This is a genomic window from Candidatus Hydrogenedentota bacterium (assembly GCA_016791475.1).
GTDB lineage: Bacteria > Hydrogenedentota > Hydrogenedentia > Hydrogenedentales > JAEUWI01 > JAEUWI01.
Genome location: JAEUWI010000025.1, coordinates 36871 through 57171 on the forward strand (window position 1 = coordinate 36871; position 20301 = coordinate 57171).

Genomic DNA, 20301 nt, shown 5'->3' on the forward strand with positions numbered 1-20301 from the left:
GCCACCACTACTAACTGTTGCATTTCTAACAATCGCATGGTAGGATTCCGAGTACGCAACAGCAGTGACGGAAAGGGAAGGAACACAATGCATTCCATGGGACTACTTCGCCAGCGGCGCTTTGCGCCCCTGTTCTGGATTCAGGCGCTGGGCGCGTTTAACGACAACGTGTTCAAGAACGCGCTGATCATCCTGGTGACCTTCAAGTCCATGGGCATCGCGGGGCTGGACCCCTCCTCCACCGTGGCCCTGTGCGGCGGCCTATTCATCCTTCCTTTTTTCCTGTTCTCCGCCGTGGCGGGGCAAATGGCGGACCGCTGGCCAAAGACGCGAATCATCCCCTGGATCAAGTTTGCCGAGATCCTGATCATGCTCCTGGCCACCGTGGGGCTGTTCACCGAGCACTTGAGCCTTCTGCTGATCGTCTTGTTTCTCATGGGCGTACACTCCGCCTTCTTCGGTCCGATCAAGTTTGGCATCCTGCCGGAGATCCTGGACGAGGAAAATCTGGTGGGTGGCAACGCCCTGGTGGAGATGGCGACCTTCCTCGCGATCCTGCTGGGGACGCTGACGGGCGGCATCCTGATCGCCCTGCCGGGCGGCGCGTGGTGGGTGAGCGCCGCGGTGCTGGTCGTCGCGATCGTAGGCTGGCTCGCCACCTTTCTACTCCTCCCCACACCCGCAAACAATCCGGGCAAGAAGATCAATATCAATCCGCTATCCGCCGCGTTTCACATCCTCCGGGGCGTCAGCCAGACACGGGGGATCTATCTCCCCATCCTGGGCATTTCGTGGTTCTGGTTTTTCGGGGGCAGTATGTTGACCCTGTTCCCCGTTTTCTCGAAAGATGTGCTTCAGGGCACGGAGCACCTGGTCACCTTCTTCCTCGCGGTTTTCTCCATCGGTGTGGGAATCGGCTCCATCCTCTGCGAGCGCCTTTCCAAGGGCCGGCTGGAACTGGGTCTGGTGCCGATTGGCTCCATGGGACTGACGATTTTCGCGCTGGATCTGTTTCTTGCGGGAACGCCCTCGCTGTCGGGCGAATTTACCCTGCGCGCATTCCTCTCCGACTGGACGGGCCTGCGCATCACCGTGGACATTCTACTCCTCAGTGTCTTTGGCGGCTTCTACATCGTGCCGCTGAATACCATGATCCAGCAGCGCTCCGAGGCCGCCCAGCGGGCCTCGGTGATCGCGGGCAACAACATCGTCAACGCCCTGTTCATGGTGGCCTCGGCCCTGTTGCTGATTGTGTTTCAGGAGGCGGGACTTAACGCGCCTTACATCTTTATGGTGCTCGCGCTGATGAACGCGGCCATCGCGGTGTACATCTACCTCCTGATCCCCGAGTTCCTATATCGCCTGTGCTGCTGGATGCTCGCGAACGTGCTCTACCGCCTGCGGATTACCGGCGAGGAACACATCCCCAAAGAAGGCCCCGCCGTACTGGCAAGCAACCATGTCACCTTTGTGGACTGGATGCTCATCGCCGGGGCCTGTCACCGCCCCGCGCGCTTCGTGATGCACCACAGCTTCATGAAGATCCCCGTGGCGAAGTGGTTCTTCAAAGGCGCGCAGGTTATCCCCATCGCGTCGGCGAAGGAATCCCCCGCCGTTTTGAAACAGGCCTTCGAAGACATTGCCCAGGCGTTGGAGAACGGCGAAGTTGTTTGCATCTTCCCCGAAGGTCAGATCACGCGGGACGGCAACTTCAATGAGTTCAAGGCGGGCATCGAACGGATCGTGGAACGCAACCCGGCGCCCGTGGTGCCGATCGCGTTGCATGGCCTATGGGGCAGTTGGTTCAGCCGCAAGGAAGGCCGGGCGTTGAAAGGCAGCCCGCTCCGCTGGCTTCGGGCGAGGGTGGAGCTGAGAATTGGCGCCGTGATCCCGGCGGCGGAGGTGAAGGCGGAGTTGGTAAAGGAGCGGGTGGCGGAATTGTATGGTGGCGAGATGAAGACCGGCGAGTGACCTGTAACGTAGTACCGCAAATGCATCTACGGGGTGCTTGCCGGCTCCGGTGGTTTCCGCAATCCGTAACGCCCCTCACATCCCCTTCATCACCAAGCCACCCAACAGCAACACCGCAAGCGGTTCGATCAAGCCGATGAGAATCCGCAGCTTGAACACTGCGCTGTCGTAGAGCAGCCCCGAAAGCTTTTCGAAGGCCACGTCCAACTTGCCGGTGTGCTCGCCGGTGTTGATATACATCAGATTCTTCTTCGGGAAGAACTTCGACTGGGTAAGGGCCTCCTCCAGCGTGAAACCCGCTTGCAGCAGCGGGGCCAGCTTTTCAAAGTCCGACGCGATGCGTTTGGCGCCGGTCACCTCGCCCGACATCCGCACGGCGTGGTGCAGGGGAAGTCCGGCGCGGGTGAAGACCATCATGGCCCAGGCAAAGCGGGAGAGCAGAATGCTACGCACGATCCCGGCGATGGGCCAGCAGTGCATGAGGATGGACTCGCGGGTGGTCAGCAAAAGGGTGAGTCGGGCGATGAGGACCACTGCGAGCAGCGCGCCGCCCACGGTGAGGCCGAAGTTCGACAGAATCCAGAAAAGCTGAACTTCGAAAGGCGCTCTGGCGATCCCTGCCACGTCGGAAAGGAACGCCTCGAGTATGGGAATGCCCACGACCATGGCCACGAGCACCGCAGCGGGATAGGCCACCTGCCGGATGACGGCGTTGTACATTGCCCGTAGATCTTCGTAGTACTTCGTAAGCTGGGGCATTACAACGGCGAGCCCGCCGGTCTTCTCCGCAACAGAAATCAGCTTCACAAAGACCGGCGAGAGACGCCTGCTATGGAACTCGACCGCCTGAGCAAGGGTCGCACCCTGCTCGATGGCTTGGCGGAGTTCCCGGGCGATATTCCTGAGCTCCCGGCTACCACCGCTTTCCTCCAGCACCTTGAAGGCGCGCACCAGGGGCACACCGCCATCATACAAAGTCGAAAGGGTATGGCAGAGCCGCGCCATGTCTTTGCTGGGGAGTGATGAAGAGATCAGGCCCACGAAGGGTTCCCGCTGAAGGATGTGCCTACACCCCGTCTGTAACAGTAAATCACGAATGGACTCGTAATTTCACGAACCAAAAAACCACCCCCCCATTTGACCATAGCGAAAGATCTTTCCCATAGATTCACACAGATCTGCACAGATGAAATAGAAAACGTACGCTCTCATCTCGGCGGAAAATCTAGCATGCCACCTACACCTTGCTCAACTGACTTTCACAACGGGCCGCGCTGGCAACGATTCCTCTTATCTGCGCGAATCTGTGTAGATCTGTGGGAAAATCGTTCTCTCCAGGATGAATGAGACCGGAGTTCTAGCCGCTTGCATCTCGTCAGCGTTAGGGTTAGCATACAGCACGCTGCGGGAAAACTCCGAGCGCACAACGCGCTATTCCTTTGCGTTCTCTTGCGGCTAAGTTTCCTTGAGCCCTTGCCCGATAAGGAGAAACACAGACCGTGGTATTCAGTTCCATCGTCTTCCTGTTTCTCTTCCTCCCCATCGTGGCCACAGCCTACTTCCTTGTTCCCCGAAGCGCGCGCAATGTGCTGCTCCTCGCCGCGAGCCTGTTTTTCTACGCCTGGGGTGAGACCACCTTCGTCTTTGTAATGCTGCTTTCCATCGCGCTGAACTACGGCTTCGGCCTGTGGATCGGCTGGACGCAAGGTACCGCACGCGCGCGGTTGCCGCTGGTGCTGGCTGTGCTGGTGAACCTGGAGCTGCTGGCGCTTTACAAATACAGCACCTTCTTCATCGATAATCTGAACGTGGCCATCGGCTGGTTTGGCGGCGCGCCGATCCTGCTGGAAGGACGACACCTTCCCGCTGGCATTTCTTTCTTCACCTTTCAGGCCATGTCCTACATCATCGACGTCTACCGGAACGAAGCGCGGCCCCAGAAAAACCCGCTGAACCTCGCGCTCTATATCGCGCTGTTTCCCCAGCTCATCGCCGGGCCCATTGTGCGCTACCAACAGATCGCGGAAGAGATTCTATCGCGGGAATCGCGGCTAAACGACGTGGCCGAGGGCATCAAGCGTTTTATCATCGGCCTGGCGAAGAAGGTGCTGATCGCAAACACGGCGGCGGCGGGCGCGGATCTTGTGTTTGACCTGCCCGCCCATGAACTGACCACGCCCCTCGCCTGGTTTGGCATTGCCTGCTATACCATACAGATTTACTTCGATTTCTCTGGCTATTCCGACATGGCTATCGGTCTGGGGCGCATCTTTGGCTTTCACTTTCTGGAGAACTTCCAGTGGCCCTATGCTGCACGATCGATCCAGGATTTCTGGCGGCGCTGGCATATCTCCCTGTCAAGCTGGTTCCGCGACTATGTGTACATTCCCCTCGGCGGTAATCGGGGCAGTCGCGGGCGCACGGCCTTCAACCTCGTGGCCGTTTTCTTCCTCTGTGGCCTGTGGCACGGCGCCGCGTGGAACTTCGCCATCTGGGGTCTGTTTCACGGCGCCTTTCTGGTGCTGGAGCGCGGGCGTTTTGGCACGTGGCTGGGCGCACGGCCACGCTCTCTGCAACACGGCTATACGCTTCTCGTCGTGATGGCGGGCTGGGTCCTCTTTCGCGTAGAAAGCCTGGCAGAGGCGGGCGTCTTTTTCAGCGCACTCGCGGGCTTCGCCGAAGGCAGCAGCGCGGTGCGGCCCCTGGCCATGTATTGCACGCCCGATCGCGTGCTGGCGCTCGCCGTGGGGGGCGTAGCGGCAATGCCGGTGCTTCCGTCCCTGCGCGAGTGGCTGGCGCGGCGGGATCGTGGAAGGGGGTTGGTGGAGTGGGGTTCATTCGCGGGCCATGTGGCCCTGCTCTATGCCTGCGCGGTGACGCTCTCCGCGCAAACCTACAACCCGTTCATCTATTTCAGGTTTTGAGATGGGCAACTCGTTCACAATCCGGCAACTGGCACCGACGGCTGAGGAGTGCGCTTGCATGGAGAGTTTACCCCCCCTGCCCCCCCGTAAGCGGGGGGAACCCTTTCATGCGAGATGGCTTCCACTGTGCCCGAGCTTTTGGAAACATCCCCGCCGCGCGACTCCCGCATTTGCTCCCCCCCGCTTGCGGGGGGGCAGGGGGGGTATTCTACGCTCGCGTCCAACCTGTGGGGGGCAAGGATGACGCGCCCTTTCCAAATCGCCCTGGTGGCAATTTTCTTCACCCTGCTCTGGCTGCCGCTGGCGGACAATTTGCTCCATCTGGATCGCAGCCGGCCTTCCGATGAAAACCGAAGCCTCTCCCCCGCACCCCGCCTCGCATTGACCGAACAAGCCCTGAAAGAATTCCCCCGGAGCTTCGAGGCCTTCTACGACGACCGATTCGGATTCCGGAATTTTCTGGTGCGTCAATTCCACACCGTAAACTTCGGCTGGCTCGGCATCGCGGATCCCGAAAAGGTCGTGAAAGGAAAAGAGGGCTGGCTCTATCTCGGCCGCAAAGTGCTCATTGACGAATCGCGTGGCTTGAACCCGTTGAAGGAAGATGAAGTCCACGCCTGGGCCACGAAAATCGACGCCATCCGGCAATGGCAGGAGGCGCGCGGCGGGTCCTTTCTATTTGTGCTTGTACCCGACAAGCAGCGGGTCTTCCCGGAGTATCTGCCGGATTGGTACGTGCCCTCGGAGTCGCGGCGCAAAGAGCAATTGCTACAGGCGCTCGCCCCGATGGGCACGCCGGTGCTGGATCTGACGGAGTCGCTTCGCGAGGCGAAGAAGACGGGTGATGATCCGGTTTGGCTCAAGACCGACACCCACTGGAGCGGTGTGGGTGCGTGGCACGGCTATCGGGCTATCCTGGAGCGGCTGCAACAAGCGATTCCAGGGCTTCAGCCCCTGGAACGGAGCGCCATCACCCGAACAGGGGAACCCGGACTCGGTGCGGAGGCGTGGCGTTCCACAAGCGATCTGGCGGGGCTGCTGGGTGTGCGAGATCTGGCGCCGGAGCCCTGGGTGGGGCTGTTGCCCGCCGCGCCGCGTGCCCGCGCATCGCAGGACATTCCCGCACCCACACGCAACGTGGGCGGGGTCAATGTGCCCTACGCGACAGCAATTGATGATCCAGGGCTTCCCACGGCGCTGGTCATCGGTGGCTCCTTCCGCTGGGCGCTGGTGCCCCTGCTTTCGGAGCATTTCCGGCGCGCGCTCTACACCGACTTCCGCTACTGTTTTTTCGATCCAGCCTTGGCCGACGCGGAGCATCCAGACGTCATCCTCTTCGTACTCACGGAGCAGCAGCTCGTGTGGTTTCCACAACCACCGGCGGAGACAACGTGGTAAAACGAAGACGCCGGACCGGCGCCTGCGCACCAGTCCGGCGTAACGATGGTCTATTCCGATCAGACGACTTCCGTCAGTTTTGTAACGATTTTCGTCACGAGACCGTAGGCCAGCGCCTCGTCCGCATTCATCCAGAAGTTGCGGTCGCTGTCCTTGGCAATCTTTTCAACGGGCTGGCCGGTTTCGCCGGCGATCAACTGATTGATGCGCTGGCGGATCTTGAGAATCTCCTGCGCCTCGATGCGGATATCGGAAGCCTGGCCGCCCGCGCCGCCGCTGGGCTGGTGCAGGAGGTAGCGTGTGTTCGGAAGGGAGAAGCGCTTGCCCTTGTCGCCGCCAAAAAGAATCGGCACCGCGATACTGGCGACCCAGCCCGCGCCGATGGTGTAGACGGGCGACTCGATGCATCGCATGACGTCGTGAATGGCGTAGCCGGAATCCACGTGCCCGCCGGGCGAGGTAATGATAACCTTAATCGGGTCGTGGGAGTCGGTGTTCAGGATGATGAGCTGGCCGATGACCTTCTCCGCCAGTTCCTGGTCCACCGTACCGGAAACGAGAATAGTGCGGGACTTCAGCATTTTCTGCATGATGCCCTCACCACCCTTTTCGTCTTTCTTCTTCGCATCGTCTTCGTCGTCGTGCCAGATGTCGGTCATCTCGGGTCCTCGTAGCGGCGTACCATGCCGGGGTGATTGAGTGGATGGGCCGCGATTCGCGCGGGCCGTGGGTATAGCCCGCTATTGTGTCACGATCCGGCAATTTGGTTCAAGGCGCGGTCGCTCAGAAGGCGCCATAGTAATTGTCGATCGCGCCCATGATGTGGGAGGGCGTCCCCACCACGGGGGTAATCTCCCGCTGGCTTACATCGCGCAATTTCATGATGGCGGACTCGTCCAGGGGGTTGGCCATGGCCACCACCAGACGATCCTCCGTGATGCGCAACGGAATGCACACGTGCCACGTGCACAGATCGCGGTGGAGCGCATCAATGGCTTGCTGCTGGATATGAACCTCCATCGGATTGACCACGGGCTTCTCCAACTGGCACGCGACCGCCTGGGCAATGGCGTCATCCGTAGTGAATTCACGCTCGATGAGAATGGTTCCCAGGAGCTGTGTGGGGTCGTTCTGTTGCACATCCAGGGCCTCCGCAAGCTGCTCGCGGCTGAGAATGCCCGCTTTGACCAGGATATCGCCCAGGCTGCGGCTTTCGCCGGGCCGGGCAAGCTCCGACAGCAGTATTTCCTGCTGTCGGGCCCTTTCCTCCCGCGATTCCAGCGCCTCGACCGCACTTTTTCCGGCCCCGGCCGTTCCCGCAAAAATGCGCTCCCGGCGCGACTTCTCCGCCTCCAGCTCCTCCGAAAGCTCGTCACGCTCCTGGAGCACCTGGCTCATCTGGGCCAGGGCCTCGCGGATCTCGTCCTGACGGGCCTGGGTCTCCTCGCTAAGCAGGGTCTTCTCCAATTCCGCCGCCTCCAGAGCGGCTTTCTTCTCATCCAGCTCGGCGGCGATCACGGCAAGATTTTGCTCATGCTCCGCCGCGCCGGCGCGGGCGGCTTCGGCCTCCGCACGGGCCTCGGAAATGGCTTCCCGCCGGGTGGCCTCCCGGGCGCGCAGCCCTTCTATTTCCGCGGCGTTGGCCTCGTGCTGCCGGGTCAATTCATCCAGTTGCCCGCTCAGGACGGCATGGGCGCCGACACTTTCCTCCAGCAGGCGCTCGAGCTCCGCGATCCGGTCCTCGGCGCTCTGGCTGGACTCCTTGAGTACCCCCAACTCGCGGAGCTGCGCCTGGACCACGGCCTCGCTGGCCGTAAGGGCCGCAGTCAACTCGCCGTCGGGCTCAAGGTCCCGCGCGGCGTCCAGCGAGGCCTCCAGCATCGCCACGCGGTCGCGCGCGATCTGCAGGGACTCTTCGAGTGCCGCGGCCTTCATGAGCGTTTCCGCGTGGCCCGAAAGGTCGGCTTCCAGCGCGGCAATGCGGCCTTCCCGTTCTTCCGCCTCCCGTTCCCAGGCCTCGCGCCCGGCGGACGCACGCTCGCGCTCCTCCTGAGCAAGCGCCTGCAGTGCGTCGAATTCCCGCTGCAACGCGGCCAAAGAGCGGCTCGCGGCATCCAGTTCTTCCGCCTGCGCCGCGACGAGGGTCGTGAGGCGCTCGGCCTCCTCGGCGGTCTTCGCAAGGGCCATTTTCTCCCCTTCGAGACGCTCTACGGCGGCATAGAGATCGGCCAGGTCAGCCTCATCGATGCGGCTACCGGTGGCCTCCGCAAGCGCCACGGCCATTTCGTCCCGGGCGGCTTCGGCGGCGGCCAGAGCGGCCCCGACGGCGGCAAGCTGCTGCTGGCGCTCGGTCAGGGCATCCTGAAGGCGGGATGCCTCGTTGCGGGACTGGGACAGGGCCGTGGCCTGCGCCGCCTCGTAGGTGCGGTGCGTCTCCATCTCCACCAGCAGGGTGCGCGCCGTGGTCACCGTCTCTTCTTCACGGCGCTTCATCGTGGCCAGTTCGCTTTCCATGGCGGTCAGCGCGGCTTGAAGTCCGGCCCGTTCGGCGCTCATCGCCTCCACCTGGGACTGCTCGGACGAGGCGAGTCGGAGCTTGAGGTCTTGGACCTCATCTTCGAGCTCTTCGACCCGCTCGCGCGCGAATTCAAGTTCGCCGGGTTCTGGCCGCTCATTCAGGTCGTTCATGAGCGACTGCATCGACGACAATTGTTCGCGAAGCGCATTGGCCTCGGCGGCCATCTCGGATGCCGCTTCGCTGTCGGCCCGAAGACTTTCCAGTGCCCGCTCCAACGTCTCGACCCGATCACTTTGTGCGGCAAGTTCTTCCACCGTCGGGCGCGTGGAGAGATCCGCGAGTTCCGACTCCAGCGCCGCAATGCGCGACTCAAGCTCGGCGGCACGCTCCGTGCTCGCGGCAAGTTCTTCCACCGTCGGGCGCGTGGAGAGATCCGCGAGTTCCGACTCAAGCGCCGCAATGCGTGATTCGAGTTCGGCCGCACGCTCCGTGCTCGCGGCATGTTCCTCCGTCGTCGGGCGCGTGGACAGTTCCGCGAGCTCCGACTCAAGCTCCGCAATGCGCAATTCAAGCTCGGTGGCGCGTTCCGTGCTCGCGGCATGTTCTTCCATCGTGGGGCGCAAGGAAAGATCCGCGAGTTCCGACTCCAGCGCCGCAATGCGCGATTCGAGTTCGGCTGCACGCTCCGTGCTCGCGGCCAACTCTTCCGCTGTCGGGCGCGTGGAGAGCCCCGCGAGCTCCGACTCCAGCGCCGCAATGCGCGATTCGAGTTCGGCTGCACGCTCCGTGCTCGCAGCAAGTTCTTCCACCGTCGGGCGCGTGGAGAGATCCGCGAGCTCCGACTCCAGCGCCGCAATCCGCGATTCAAGCTCGGCTGCACGCTCCGTGCTCGCGGCAAGTTCTTCCACCGTCGGGCGCGTGGAGAGCCCCGCGAGCTCCGACTCCAGCGCCGCAATGCGCGATTCGAGTTCGGCTGCACGCTCCGTGCTCGCAGCAAGTTCTTCCACCGTCGGGCGCGTGGAAAGCTCCGCGAGCTCCAGTTCCAACGCTGCGATGCGTTCCGCCACTGCGGATTCCTCGCCATCGGGTGTAGCCGTCTCGGAAGACGCGGAATCGCGCTGCGCGAGCGCCAACTGGAGAGCGGTCAATTGATCCGCGCTGGGGGCTTCGGCGAGCGCGGCTTCCAGGGATTGAACCTTCTCCTGCAGGGACTGCAAGGTCTCTTCTGACGGGCGCTGTTCCAGCACCGCCAGTTGCTCTTTCAGGGCCGCGATGCGCTCTTCGAGCACCGCCACTTCCTGGCGCTCAAGTTCCATCTGGGTCAACCGCGACTCCAGTGACGCGATGCGCGCTTCCGCTTCCTCGAGGGCCACGCCGCCGACAGCCCCTTCTCCGGGATCGTTGATGTCCCCTTCATGGGTGGTAAGCTGCACATCTTCCCCGAGAAAGGCCCGGCGCAGGGCTTCCATCTCGCGGGAAAGTGCGCTCAGGGCGCTCACATGTTGCGCTGTTTCCGCGCGCTGGAGATCAACCGCACTCTGAAGACGCTCTTCGGAAATCTGGAGCCTGGCCGCCTCTTTGCGCAGGAGGTCGGCCTCGCGCGCCAGCTCTTCGTGTTCCCGTCGCCGACTTTCCAGTTCGGTGTCGCGCTCCGCCAGCGCCGACTCAAGACGCTCAATTTCCCGGCGGTGCTTGACCACCCGCTCCGTTTCGGCGGCGAGATTGGCCGAGGCGAAATTCTCCTGCTCGAGGCGAAAAGATTCCATTTCAATATTGAGAGCGTGCACCTCGGAACTCAAAATACGATTCTCGTGGCGGAGCTGCTCCACTTCTTCGAGCAGGGCGGGATCCTGCGCCGCGACGGGGTGTTCCGCCTGTGCGGGTGGGGTGGCGGCGCCCGGTGCAAGAATTTCGAGCAGTTCGGCAAGCTGGCGATTCGCCGTGGCAAACTGCGACAGCAGCCCGGACTGCGAACCCGTAACCTGGGTGGTCCAGGACTGGACCGCCCCATGGAGCCGCCCGATGGTGCTCTCAAGTTCGCGAAGCATGCCGTCCCCGGAGGGTGTGCGGGCGGGCGCGGCGGAAGCCACGGTATAGCGCGTCATGGCGCCTGCGGGCAGTTGCTCCTGCCCCAGGGCCTGTTTCAGGCGATTAAGTTCGTCATTCGCCTGGGCCAGCGCGGCGGTAAGCTGCTGCCGCTCCTGCAGCACGGCCAGCAAACGGCTCAATTGCGTGTTCGCCCCGTCGATCTGTCGTGAGAGCCCCTGCTGCGCCGCCCCAACTTCGGCGGTCCAACTGGAAATAGCGCCACGAAGCTGGGCGAGCAACTCGCTGTTCGGTGTTCCCATAGGTTCCTTGCCTGATGCACGAATGCACGCATGTTCAGGAGGGATTATAGGGCCCGGCGGGGAACTGATCAAAATAGTCCCGCGAAGCATTGCGATCCGCCGGCCCGGACATCGCCCACTTGAACACCGGGATACTTTTCCCTACCATGCGACCAAACCTTTTTCTTCAACGGGAGCACATCGCCATGATGAAAATGACCGCTTACTGCGCCGGGATTATCGCCGCAGGCCTTGCACTCGCCGCCGGGGCCGAAGTTCGCATGCCCGCGCTTTTTTCCGACAACATGGTCCTGCAGCAGGGCAGCGTCCTGCCCGTGTGGGGCTGGGCCGGGGACGGTGAAGAAATCACCGTCAAATTGCTGGATCAGGAAGTGACCGCCACGGCCGCCGCAGGCAAATGGAGGGTCCTACTGGAAGCGGTGCCGCCGGGCGGTCCCCACGAGATGATCATCCGGGGCGAAAACGAAATTACGATCAAGAACATTCTGGTGGGCGAAAACTGGATCTGCGGCGGCCAGTCCAACATGGCATGGCCGGTGGAAAAGTCTTCGACCTCGGCGGAAGCGATTGCGGGGGCAAATTTCCCCCAGATTCGTCTGTTTCAGGTGGAGATCGCCGGGGCCGACACCCCCCAGGAGGATGTGAAAGCCCAATGGGTGGAATGCTCGCCCGAAACGGTGGCGAAGTTTTCCGCGGTGGGCTATTTCTTCGGCCAGGGTCTCCACGGCCACCTGAATACACCGGTGGGCCTCATCCAGTCCTGCCTCGGCGGCACCAATGCCTCATCCTGGCTGCCCAGGGAGGTACTGGCGGCGACCCCGGAATTTGCCGATATCCTCGCCGAGTATGACAAGGCCCTTGCCGAGTATCCCGAGAAAAAAGCGGCCTGGGACACCGCCATGGCGGAGCACAAAGCCAAACTGGAGAAGGCGAAGGCGGATGGTGTTGAACTGAGTGCCCAGGAGCTCCGGGCGCCTGCCGAGCCCATGGGCCCCCAGCACGTGAAGCGGCCTGGCGCCTTGTTCAACGCCATGATCGCGCCGCTCCAGCCCTATGCGGTAAAGGGAGCCATCTGGTACCAGGGCGAGGCCAATGCCAAATCCGTGGCCTCGGCGGAGCAGTACAAGTTGCTCTTTCCCGCCGTCATCAACGAATGGCGCAAGGGCTGGGGACAACCCCGATTCCCCTTCCTCTTCGTCCAGCTTGCCGCCTATTCGGACAATCCCGCGTGGCCCGTGCTGCGCGACGCCCAGACCGCCGCGCTGGCCCTGCCCGACACGGCCATGGCGGTAACCATCGACGTGGGCCAGAAAGACGATATCCACCCGACCGACAAAGCCACCGTGGGAAAACGACTGTTGGCGGCGGCGCGCAATGCGGCCTACAGCGAGGATGTTGAATCCACCGGCCCCCTCTTCCTCGAGCTGGAGAAGCGCGAGGGCCTTGCCATTGTGTACTTCCGAAACGTGTCCGAAGGTTTGAAAAGCAGCGCCAAGCCGCTCACAGGCTTTGAAGTCGCCGGCGAGGACGGCGTGTTCGTCCCGGCGAACGCCGCCATTGCTGGTCAGACAGTAATCGTGCGGTCTGAGCGTGTGGCAAAGCCGGTTCACGTGCGCTACGGATGGCAGGCCTTCCCCGACCCGCCCTGCACGCTCTACAACGGCTCGGGACTGCCAGCGGTACCCTTCCGAACGGACGAACTGCCGGTGGCGGACGCCGCGCCGAAGTGATTGCATGGATAGTCGTTCGGTTTTGACTGATTTGAAAACATGCGGGTCAAGGAACCAGAACGCGAAAACGGTATTTTCCCGACCGGGAACATACCCCCCTGCCCCCCCGCAAGCGGGGGGAACCTCGCTCGTAAAAGTGAACCGCTTGTAGCCCCCCGCTTGCGGGGGGGGGGGAGGGGGGGGTAAAACTCCGACTATTCTGAGTCGCGTGGCGCCGCTGTCCCTGCGCTGTCTGGTACCCGAACTTCAAAGACGACCTGCCGCTTCGCAAGCCACGCGACGCCTACGAGATCATACAATCCGCGCCACAGCCGGTTGTTGATGCCGTACTTGGAGACCCCTGAGTGACGGGGATGGTGCAGCACCGGGCACTCCACGATGGAAAAGCCCTGGGCTCGCATGAAGACTGCAAGAAAACGATGGACACCATTGAACGCAACGAGATGCTGAACACAGTGGCGGCGGAAGCCCTTGCTGCCGCAACCAGAATCCCGAATACCATCGTGCAGCACGGCATTGCGAACCGCATTGGCCACGCGGCTTGATACACGCCGCACCCACGTGTCGTTGCGATTGGCCCGGTAACCGCAGACGCAGTCAAATTCTTTCAGCAACTCCAGGAAGCGTGGAAAATCGGCCGGATCATTTTGCAGGTCGCCGTCGAGGGTCAGGATAAACTCGCCTCTGGCATGGCGCATGCCCGCAACCACCGCCGCGGACTGACCCGAATTGCGAACCAGGGTCAACGGCCTTACGCGCGGATCCTGAAGCTGCGCCTCAGCCAGCCGGTCGCCGGTCTGGTCGGTACTGCCGTCGTTTACGAGGATGCACTCCAGGTCATATTCGCTCAGGGGCGCAAAGGCGTCGAGGATTTTCTCCGCGAGAGGCGCGACATTATCTTGTTCATTGTATAGAGGTACTACGACGCTGACGAGCGTTTTCATGGGCACGCTTCACCTGTGGGTGGGAAAGATACTTTGGGGATTTGGGGGGATCGGGGCGATAGTATACCTGATCCAGACCACAAAAGGCGCATTTTACCGGCGACCCATACGACCCATACGACCCATACGACCCATACGACCCATAAGACCCATAAGACCCATAAGACCCATAAGACCCATAAGTCCCATAAGTCCCATAAGTCCCATCATTGTGCCGCAATAGTCGGCACCCGGCTCTGAACGACCCCGCCCGCTTCAGCGCGATCCGCCGTCACCCGTCAGTTTCGGGGCGCGGGCGGTCGATCATCCACCGATTCCGCGATGGCCACATCATAGGCGCGGCGGGCGTAGTCATACGCGGCCACGGCGGCCGCCATATCGTCCTTGCGAATCTGCGCCTCCTTCATCTTCCAGCACTGATCCACGGCGGCGCGGCACCACTCCGCGCTGCGGCGCGATGCGCGGATGGGCTTGTCGCCCACGAGGGTGTAAATGGGGTTGGTGTGGGCGGCCGCCGTCACGCGGAGCGCGATCCAGCTTGAGTGGTGCACGGCCTGGGTAAACTTCAATTCGTGCTCCCGGCCGTCCGCTACGATCTCCTGCTTTTGCACCGCGTAACCGTTCACAATGAGCTCCACCGCCACCTTGCGCGTCCCGGGGATGCGGGCCTTCTCCACGTGCCAGTAGGGACGCCCCATAAACCCGCCCTCGGCGATCTTCTTGCCAGCGTCATCCTGCGCCTCGGGCAGCCAGGCGGCCGCCGTGGCCGTCACCGTAACATCCCGCGGTGCCGCCAGGTGCACCTCGTTCTTATTGGCACCCAACTCATTCCCCTCCACCTTGAAGTTGTAGAGGTGGGCGCGCCCGTCGGAAACATAGTTGGCGCCCTCTTTAATCTTTTCCACGAAACTGTCGAAATCCAGCTTCTCGCCGAGCCGCGTGTAGCTCCGGGCCATGCCGATACGGTCATCAAAAATGCAGGGGAAATCCGTTTCACCGCTGATCGCGGTGCGGAAGCCGCTATTGAGCACGTGGTACCAGATATTCAACTCCATGTGGAGGGGCGTGTCGCCCGCGGAGATGAAATCGACGGCGTCGTGGGTCGCCGTAACGATGTACTCATTCGCACCGATGCCGTCAAACTTCGCCATGACATAGTTGGGGATTTCCTCGGTGGGTGTTTGGGGAGCCAAGCCCCAGCCACTGTGGGAATAGCCCACGATACCGCCCTGTTCCTTGCCCCACTTGAGCACGGGAAGGGTCCAGCTCGGCCATTCCTCTATCAGCGTCGTGCCCGGATAATCATCTTCTTTGAGGCGAAGCAGGCAGAGGTGCCCGGCGTGACTGGAAGGAAACCCTGAAACTTCCACATCGTAACGCATGATGTTTTCCGGGGTGGAAAGCTTATGGACCTCGCCTTCGAAGAAGGTCTTCTGGTGATACCAGCAGGGCCCCCAGGTAAGCACGCAGGACACATCCAGATCCTCGCCCTGGGCCTGGCGCAGCATGGCCTCGGGGCGGACCCCCGCTTCGGGGCTCTCATAGTGGCTGCAGCCGCCCGCATGGACATGGTGATCCGCGCTGAAGAAGCCTTTCTCCTTCATGCTGATCCAGCGCTCCAACTGGAAGGTCTCCGTGTGCTCCTTCACACCTTCGGGCACGGTAATGGTGCGCGAGTGGGCCAGGTACTCTGGACCGCGCGTCCAAGTGACGTCGTAGGTCCCCGGCGGAAGATACACGTGCTCTCCGTCCGCGCGATACACCTGGGGATGGAAAAAGAAGTCCGGATAGTCGCTCTCCGTTGTTACCCGACGGGACGGCAGAGGATAAACACCGACCAGAGGCTGGGCCGAAAGGCCCGGGCGGGCCCACGGTTCATTAAGCGCCTTGCTCTGGCGATAGTCATTGGGCAGGGCCGGCTTCTCCGAAGCATCCACCAGCCGCTGGACGTTGTCCCGGATGATGAAGGACGCCATGGCCGGGCCGCCATCGTGATCCTTTACTTGAAGCTGGACCTTGACCGAAGGCTTGCAGTCAAAAAACACCGTCACGGCATTGCGGTAGCCCACATCCTGCGAGCCCTGGCCCACATGGAAGCCCAGCTTGGCCTCCCGGGGACCCACCTCATCGGTGTACACCTGGAGCACCTTGTACTCCACAGGAATCCCCGAAAGCGCGGTCGTCAAGGGGCGGCTCTCATAAAAACTCAGCTCCAGATAGCGGTTCGCCGCCTCTCCGGGCGAAAGAAGATTCTCCGGCTTCGGCTCCGGTCTTCCCGTGGAAACATGGAGCCTCGGCTCGGCGTTCGGAGACTCCCATTCGATGGGCGCGCGGGTGCCGGACTCGTTGTGCACTTTGATCAGGAAGCTCTTCCAGCCGCCCTGTTGCAGGTCGGCATCCGCCGGACCCCGCATGACTTTCACCCGCGCTTCGGGATTGATATTGACCGCGGCGAGGCAGTAGGGATCAAGTATCGACTGAATCTCTTCGGCCACGGCGGGTGTGTGCTCTTTCTCCGACAGCGCCTTGAGACGAGCGGAATCGGCCTCACTCAGTCCGCTGCCGAGGTAACGCAGGGCTTCGTCCAGGCGCAGACTCGCGGCCATGATGGGCTGGACCGGGACGTTCGGGATAATGTCCAGCGTCTCTACCGGCTCTTCGAGCGCCGCGCGAGGTCCCGTGGTCTTGCAGCCAACCAGCACCAGCACCGAGAAGGCCAGCACCGCCGCCGGACGAACACCGCGACTGAAGTTGTTCAGGTATGAAATCATGACAAGATCGCTCTCCACGGGTTCCAAAAGCCTCGCTGCTTCGCTCCCTGTCCCACAGTATGCCCCGCGGGACGCCCCGGTGCAAGTGAGGCCCCGGCAGCCCGGGAATCAAGTAGCGGCCCCGGAACCGGGCTTTTTTGCCGGCGCCCTCCGCCGGGGCCTATACTATGCGCTAACCTTTTCCTAACAGTCAGTGGAGTATACTTCCGAATGAAAGTCGAAAATCCCGGTTCCTTTCTGGATCACTTTCTACGCCAGACCCGCATTCATCACGTCCAGTTGAGCGGCATGGCGGATGTAAAAGCGAACATGATGTTAACCGTGGCGTCGGTGGTGTTGACTTTCACCGTGGGTTATCTCGCCGATCCGGCGTTTCAGTGGGCCGCGCTGACCTTGATTGTGTTTTGCTTTGCCTCCATTGTCGCGGCGATCTACTCCGCCATGCCCCGGGTGCAACTGCCGGCGAAAAACCGCCCCCGCCCGGATACGAAGGACCCCAATTACAACCCCCTCTTTTTTGGTACGTTCATCCACATGACGCTGGACGAATACAACGATGTGATGGAACAGGCGGTGAACGACCCTTCGGAGGCCGTGGAGCTGATGGTGCGGGAAATCTACACGCTGGGGTGCTTCCTGGCCTATCGGAAGTACCGCTACCTGCGCTGGGCCTACCTCCTGTTCCTGAGTGGTCTGCTGGTGGCCGGCCTCGTCCAGGGCTTGTGTGTGACGCTTCAGAATATGGGTATTCAGCCCTGGCAGTTCCACCTGGCGCCCATGTCGTCGACCGTGGGTGGCTGAGCGACGTCCAGGGTGAACGCGTTGCCGCCCCGCTATGACAAAGGTGCCCTTGTTCGCAATTCTCACCTCTGACTCTGGAGACTCATCCCGTGACCGATCCCTCGCTTGACCCGATGCTACCGCCCCGCCCTATCGGAGAATCCTCCGACGAGCCGGAGGCGGCGCGGCTCCACGGGGGAGAAACTACATTGGAATCCCTGGCCGAAACCCGCATTCTCCACGATACGGCGGAGGAGAAGGAGGCCGAATCCCCTAGAACGGTGGACATCGGACTGGAGCCAATGCTGCCACCGCGCCCCCCCGTGGAATCCCCCGAGCGGCCCGCGGTACGACCACAAGTGGCCCCCCCGATTGAACTGGAGCCCCTGGTGCTCCCGCACCGTTCCCGGGAGACTTCGCTGGAGGCGCTGAACGCGGAAAGCGATGAGGAGCGGCACCATGGCGACGAAGGCACGAGCTGGCTGGCGCCCTTCCTGCTCATGCTCTGCCTGGCCGCCTTCCACGTAATAGCGAATCTCTGGTGGCTCCACCAGGACAACCACCCCATCCGCACCGATGAAGAAGGGCACATGCTCTTCGCACGGCAATACCACGAGGTGCTCTTCGTGCGGGACTATCCCGATCCCGTCCGCCGTCTCATCGCCGTATCCCAGATACGCCCCGGAATCCCCGCGCACCCGCCCCTTTTCCAATTGCTGGGCGCGCTGATGATCGAAATCTTTGGCTACAGCCCGGATACCATCGCCGCCACGAGCACCGTCATGTTCGTGCTGCTCCTGTTCGGCTGCTATGCCCTCGCGCGAACGTTTCTCCTTCCGTGGCAGAGCCTCTTCGCGGTCTTTGTCGTGAGCATGACACCCATTGTATTCGCCTCGTCCCGCTTTTTCATGACGGACTTCGGCTCCGCCGTCATCGCGGTCTGGTCGATCTTCGCGCTGGTGAAGAGCCAGGGTCTCCGGCACCCGGGCTGGGTGCTGCTTTTCGCCGTGCTCAGCGGGCTTGGGATCCTCACGCGCACCGTGACCTTTGCGTATTTCCTCGTCCCCGCTATCCTGACCGGCCTGGCAGGCATCGCGGCCACGCTCCGCCGCGAGCCCTGGGAGCCCGGATGGGGAACCCTCGCCGTGAATGTCGCCATGGCCCTCGTGGTGACCGTGGGCATTTTCGCCCCATGGTACTGCGCCAATCTCGAACCCTTCTACGACTATTGGTCCAACAAGGAAATCTCGGGCACGCGCGGCCCCCTGACCAACTTCGCACCGCCCCCCCCGGTCAACGCCGCGAATGCGGCGCCGGATGCGCCCCCCACGCTGATGGCCGATCAAAGCACCTATGCCCGTATCGTCCGGACCGTATCTGAAAAGGCCGCAAACCCGCCGGTGGCCTGGATCCGCTATCCCGTCTACCTGGTCAACGACGGGCTCTTCGCCGTACTCGCGGGACTGGCGCTGCTTGGGATGCTCATCGCGCCGCTCCGGGCGCAGTTTCGCGCCTTTCCGCTGGCGTGCTTCTATTTCTGGATTCTGGGCAGTTGGGGCTTCTTCTCCGTCATTATTCGTTCCGCCACCCCGCGCTATGGCCTGCCGGTGGCCCCGGCCCTCGCCCTCTTCGCCGCCCTCGCCATTCTGGCCCTGCCCGGACGCTGGATACGCATGACGGCCGCGGCGCTCCTGAGTGTCGTGCTGCTGTTTCAATATGCCCTGCTTACCATCCAACCCATGGGGCCCAAAGCGCGCCTGGACATCCCCGTTACCTTTCCCCAGGACAAGGCCCACTACTTCGCCGATCCAGGCCTGGTCGTATTCAAAGACAACCTCGCCCTGGGCTTTTCCTACGCGCGCCTGGGCGCGCCGGAGAAGGAAAACTATCAGGAGCGCCTGATCCTGGCCATGCTGAAGCACGAGAAGGAACTCCCCGTGCGTACGGGGCAGTTCGCCAACTATCAAAAACTGAACGCGCGCGGCCTGGAGTTTTACGAGCGCCACTACTGGCCGGGGGACAACCCCTATCGCCTGCCTTCCCTCGCCCCGGCGGATGTCCCCGAGCGGCGCCTGACCATGATCCACATGGGCACGGAGCCGGAACAGCTCCTGCCGCGGCTTGGCGAAACGGACTACATCATCTTTGAGGCCCCCGCGGCAAAGCAGGAAATTGCGACGGGTTATCAGGCCTTCTTCGAGTCGCGGGGCTATTCCTTGATAGAAAGTTTTGACGTGCCCGAATTTGGCTGGGTACCCGCCGCGCGCTATGGCGTGCTCGCGCGCAAGCTTCAAGGCGATCTGGTGCCCGTCACGGCGGAATCCATCGCCGCCATGGATCTCTACGATATTCACGCGCTGAAATACTCCGCGGACTTTCAACGCCTTTCACCGGAACTCCGGGACCTGGCGCAGCGCACCTTCACGAACAAGCTGCAGGCGGTGGCGACTCCATTCCAGTTGAATGAAGCCGTGACCTTCATGGCGGCCGATACGACCCGCGTCGATACGACAACCTATCGCGTCCGCATGGTGTTCCAGGTGGACAAGGCCCTGGATCGAAACTGGCGCATGCTTTTCCACGGTTTTGTGTCACCGGAAAACCTTTCGAAACTGCCCGCCGACAAACAGGCCCAGGGCTATATGGACTGGAACTTCGATCCCCAGCCACCCGCGACCGAATGGGTGCCGGGCGACTTTGTCATTCTGACAAACCAGATCGTGGCCGAGCCCCTCCAATGGCAATTCAAATTCGGACTCTTCCAGGGCGACGTACTCTTTGGCCGGACCGGTCTCTTGAAGGTCATGGATCTCGGGGCGATGTAGCACGAAAGCCGTCCGCGAATGCAGTCCCCGCAAGTTATCGGGTATGATAGTATTTGTGGTGCGGCACCGGCTTCGTTCGGGCGGCGAGAGAT

At 62.1% G+C, this 20301-nt stretch carries 11 protein-coding genes; 6 read left to right on the top strand and 5 right to left on the bottom strand.

Annotation, left to right across the window (positions count from 1 at the left end; translation table 11 throughout):
* Positions 1 to 87: 87 nt before the first annotated feature.
* Positions 88 to 1971 (top strand): MFS transporter, encoded by a 1884-nt coding sequence (locus JNK74_14610; protein MBL7647414.1) that lies wholly within the window; start codon positions 88 to 90, stop codon positions 1969 to 1971.
* Positions 1972 to 2046: 75 nt separating this feature from the next.
* Here the strand turns inward: JNK74_14610 and JNK74_14615 are convergent, their stop codons facing one another.
* Positions 2047 to 3012 (bottom strand): type II secretion system F family protein, encoded by a 966-nt coding sequence (locus JNK74_14615; GenBank protein ID MBL7647415.1) that lies wholly within the window; start codon positions 3010 to 3012, stop codon positions 2047 to 2049.
* A 458-nt stretch (positions 3013 to 3470) separates the two neighbouring features.
* On the opposite strand from JNK74_14615, the gene JNK74_14620 reads away from it, so the two are divergent.
* Together JNK74_14620 and JNK74_14625 are read left to right on the top strand one after the other, a co-directional pair.
* Entirely contained in the window at positions 3471 to 4895 is a 1425-nt protein-coding gene (locus tag JNK74_14620; protein MBL7647416.1) for an MBOAT family protein, read from the top strand.
* Between the two features lie 240 nt (positions 4896 to 5135).
* Positions 5136 to 6293 carry a hypothetical protein gene (locus JNK74_14625; GenBank protein ID MBL7647417.1) on the top strand — a complete coding sequence of 386 codons (1158 nt, stop codon included), beginning with the start codon at positions 5136 to 5138 and terminating at the stop codon, positions 6291 to 6293.
* A 59-nt stretch (positions 6294 to 6352) separates the two neighbouring features.
* Here JNK74_14625 and JNK74_14630 read toward each other — a convergent pair whose 3' ends face one another.
* Together JNK74_14630 and JNK74_14635 are read right to left on the bottom strand one after the other, a co-directional pair.
* Positions 6353 to 6952 carry an ATP-dependent Clp protease proteolytic subunit gene (locus JNK74_14630; protein ID MBL7647418.1) on the bottom strand — a complete coding sequence of 200 codons (600 nt, stop codon included), beginning with the start codon at positions 6950 to 6952 and terminating at the stop codon, positions 6353 to 6355.
* A 124-nt stretch (positions 6953 to 7076) separates the two neighbouring features.
* Complete coding sequence (locus JNK74_14635) at positions 7077 to 11159, bottom strand: hypothetical protein (GenBank protein ID MBL7647419.1); 4083 nt, start codon at positions 11157 to 11159, stop codon at positions 7077 to 7079.
* A 146-nt stretch (positions 11160 to 11305) separates the two neighbouring features.
* Here JNK74_14635 and JNK74_14640 point away from each other — a divergent pair, with 146 nt between their 5' ends.
* Entirely contained in the window at positions 11306 to 12889 is a 1584-nt protein-coding gene (locus JNK74_14640; GenBank protein MBL7647420.1) for a sialate O-acetylesterase, read from the top strand.
* Positions 12890 to 13083: 194 nt separating this feature from the next.
* Here the strand turns inward: JNK74_14640 and JNK74_14645 are convergent, their stop codons facing one another.
* On the bottom strand, positions 13084 to 13833 hold the full coding sequence (locus tag JNK74_14645) for a glycosyltransferase family 2 protein (protein MBL7647421.1): 750 nt from the start codon (positions 13831 to 13833) through the stop codon (positions 13084 to 13086).
* Between the two features lie 278 nt (positions 13834 to 14111).
* Complete coding sequence (locus tag JNK74_14650) at positions 14112 to 16604, bottom strand: CehA/McbA family metallohydrolase (protein MBL7647422.1); 2493 nt, start codon at positions 16602 to 16604, stop codon at positions 14112 to 14114.
* A 210-nt stretch (positions 16605 to 16814) separates the two neighbouring features.
* Between JNK74_14650 and JNK74_14655 the strand changes: the two genes are divergently transcribed.
* Together JNK74_14655 and JNK74_14660 are read left to right on the top strand one after the other, a co-directional pair.
* Complete coding sequence (locus tag JNK74_14655; protein MBL7647423.1) at positions 16815 to 17405, top strand: hypothetical protein; 591 nt, start codon at positions 16815 to 16817, stop codon at positions 17403 to 17405.
* 89 nt (positions 17406 to 17494) lie between these two features.
* Positions 17495 to 20209, top strand: a complete 2715-nt coding sequence (locus tag JNK74_14660) for a glycosyltransferase family 39 protein (protein ID MBL7647424.1) — start codon at positions 17495 to 17497, stop codon at positions 20207 to 20209.
* The last annotated feature ends 92 nt before the right edge of the window (positions 20210 to 20301 follow it).

Coding starts and splice junctions, on each gene's coding strand:
- JNK74_14640 (MBL7647420.1), top strand. CDS start 11,306: ATGCGACCAAACCTTTTTCTTCAACGGGAGCACATCGCCATGATGAAA.
- JNK74_14610 (MBL7647414.1), top strand. CDS start 88: ATGCATTCCATGGGACTACTTCGCCAGCGGCGCTTTGCGCCCCTGTTC.
- JNK74_14645 (MBL7647421.1), bottom strand. CDS start 13,833: ATGAAAACGCTCGTCAGCGTCGTAGTACCTCTATACAATGAACAAGAT.
- JNK74_14635 (MBL7647419.1), bottom strand. CDS start 11,159: ATGGGAACACCGAACAGCGAGTTGCTCGCCCAGCTTCGTGGCGCTATT.
- JNK74_14630 (MBL7647418.1), bottom strand. CDS start 6,952: ATGACCGACATCTGGCACGACGACGAAGACGATGCGAAGAAGAAAGAC.
- JNK74_14650 (MBL7647422.1), bottom strand. CDS start 16,604: ATGATTTCATACCTGAACAACTTCAGTCGCGGTGTTCGTCCGGCGGCG.
- JNK74_14625 (MBL7647417.1), top strand. CDS start 5,136: ATGACGCGCCCTTTCCAAATCGCCCTGGTGGCAATTTTCTTCACCCTG.
- JNK74_14655 (MBL7647423.1), top strand. CDS start 16,815: ATGAAAGTCGAAAATCCCGGTTCCTTTCTGGATCACTTTCTACGCCAG.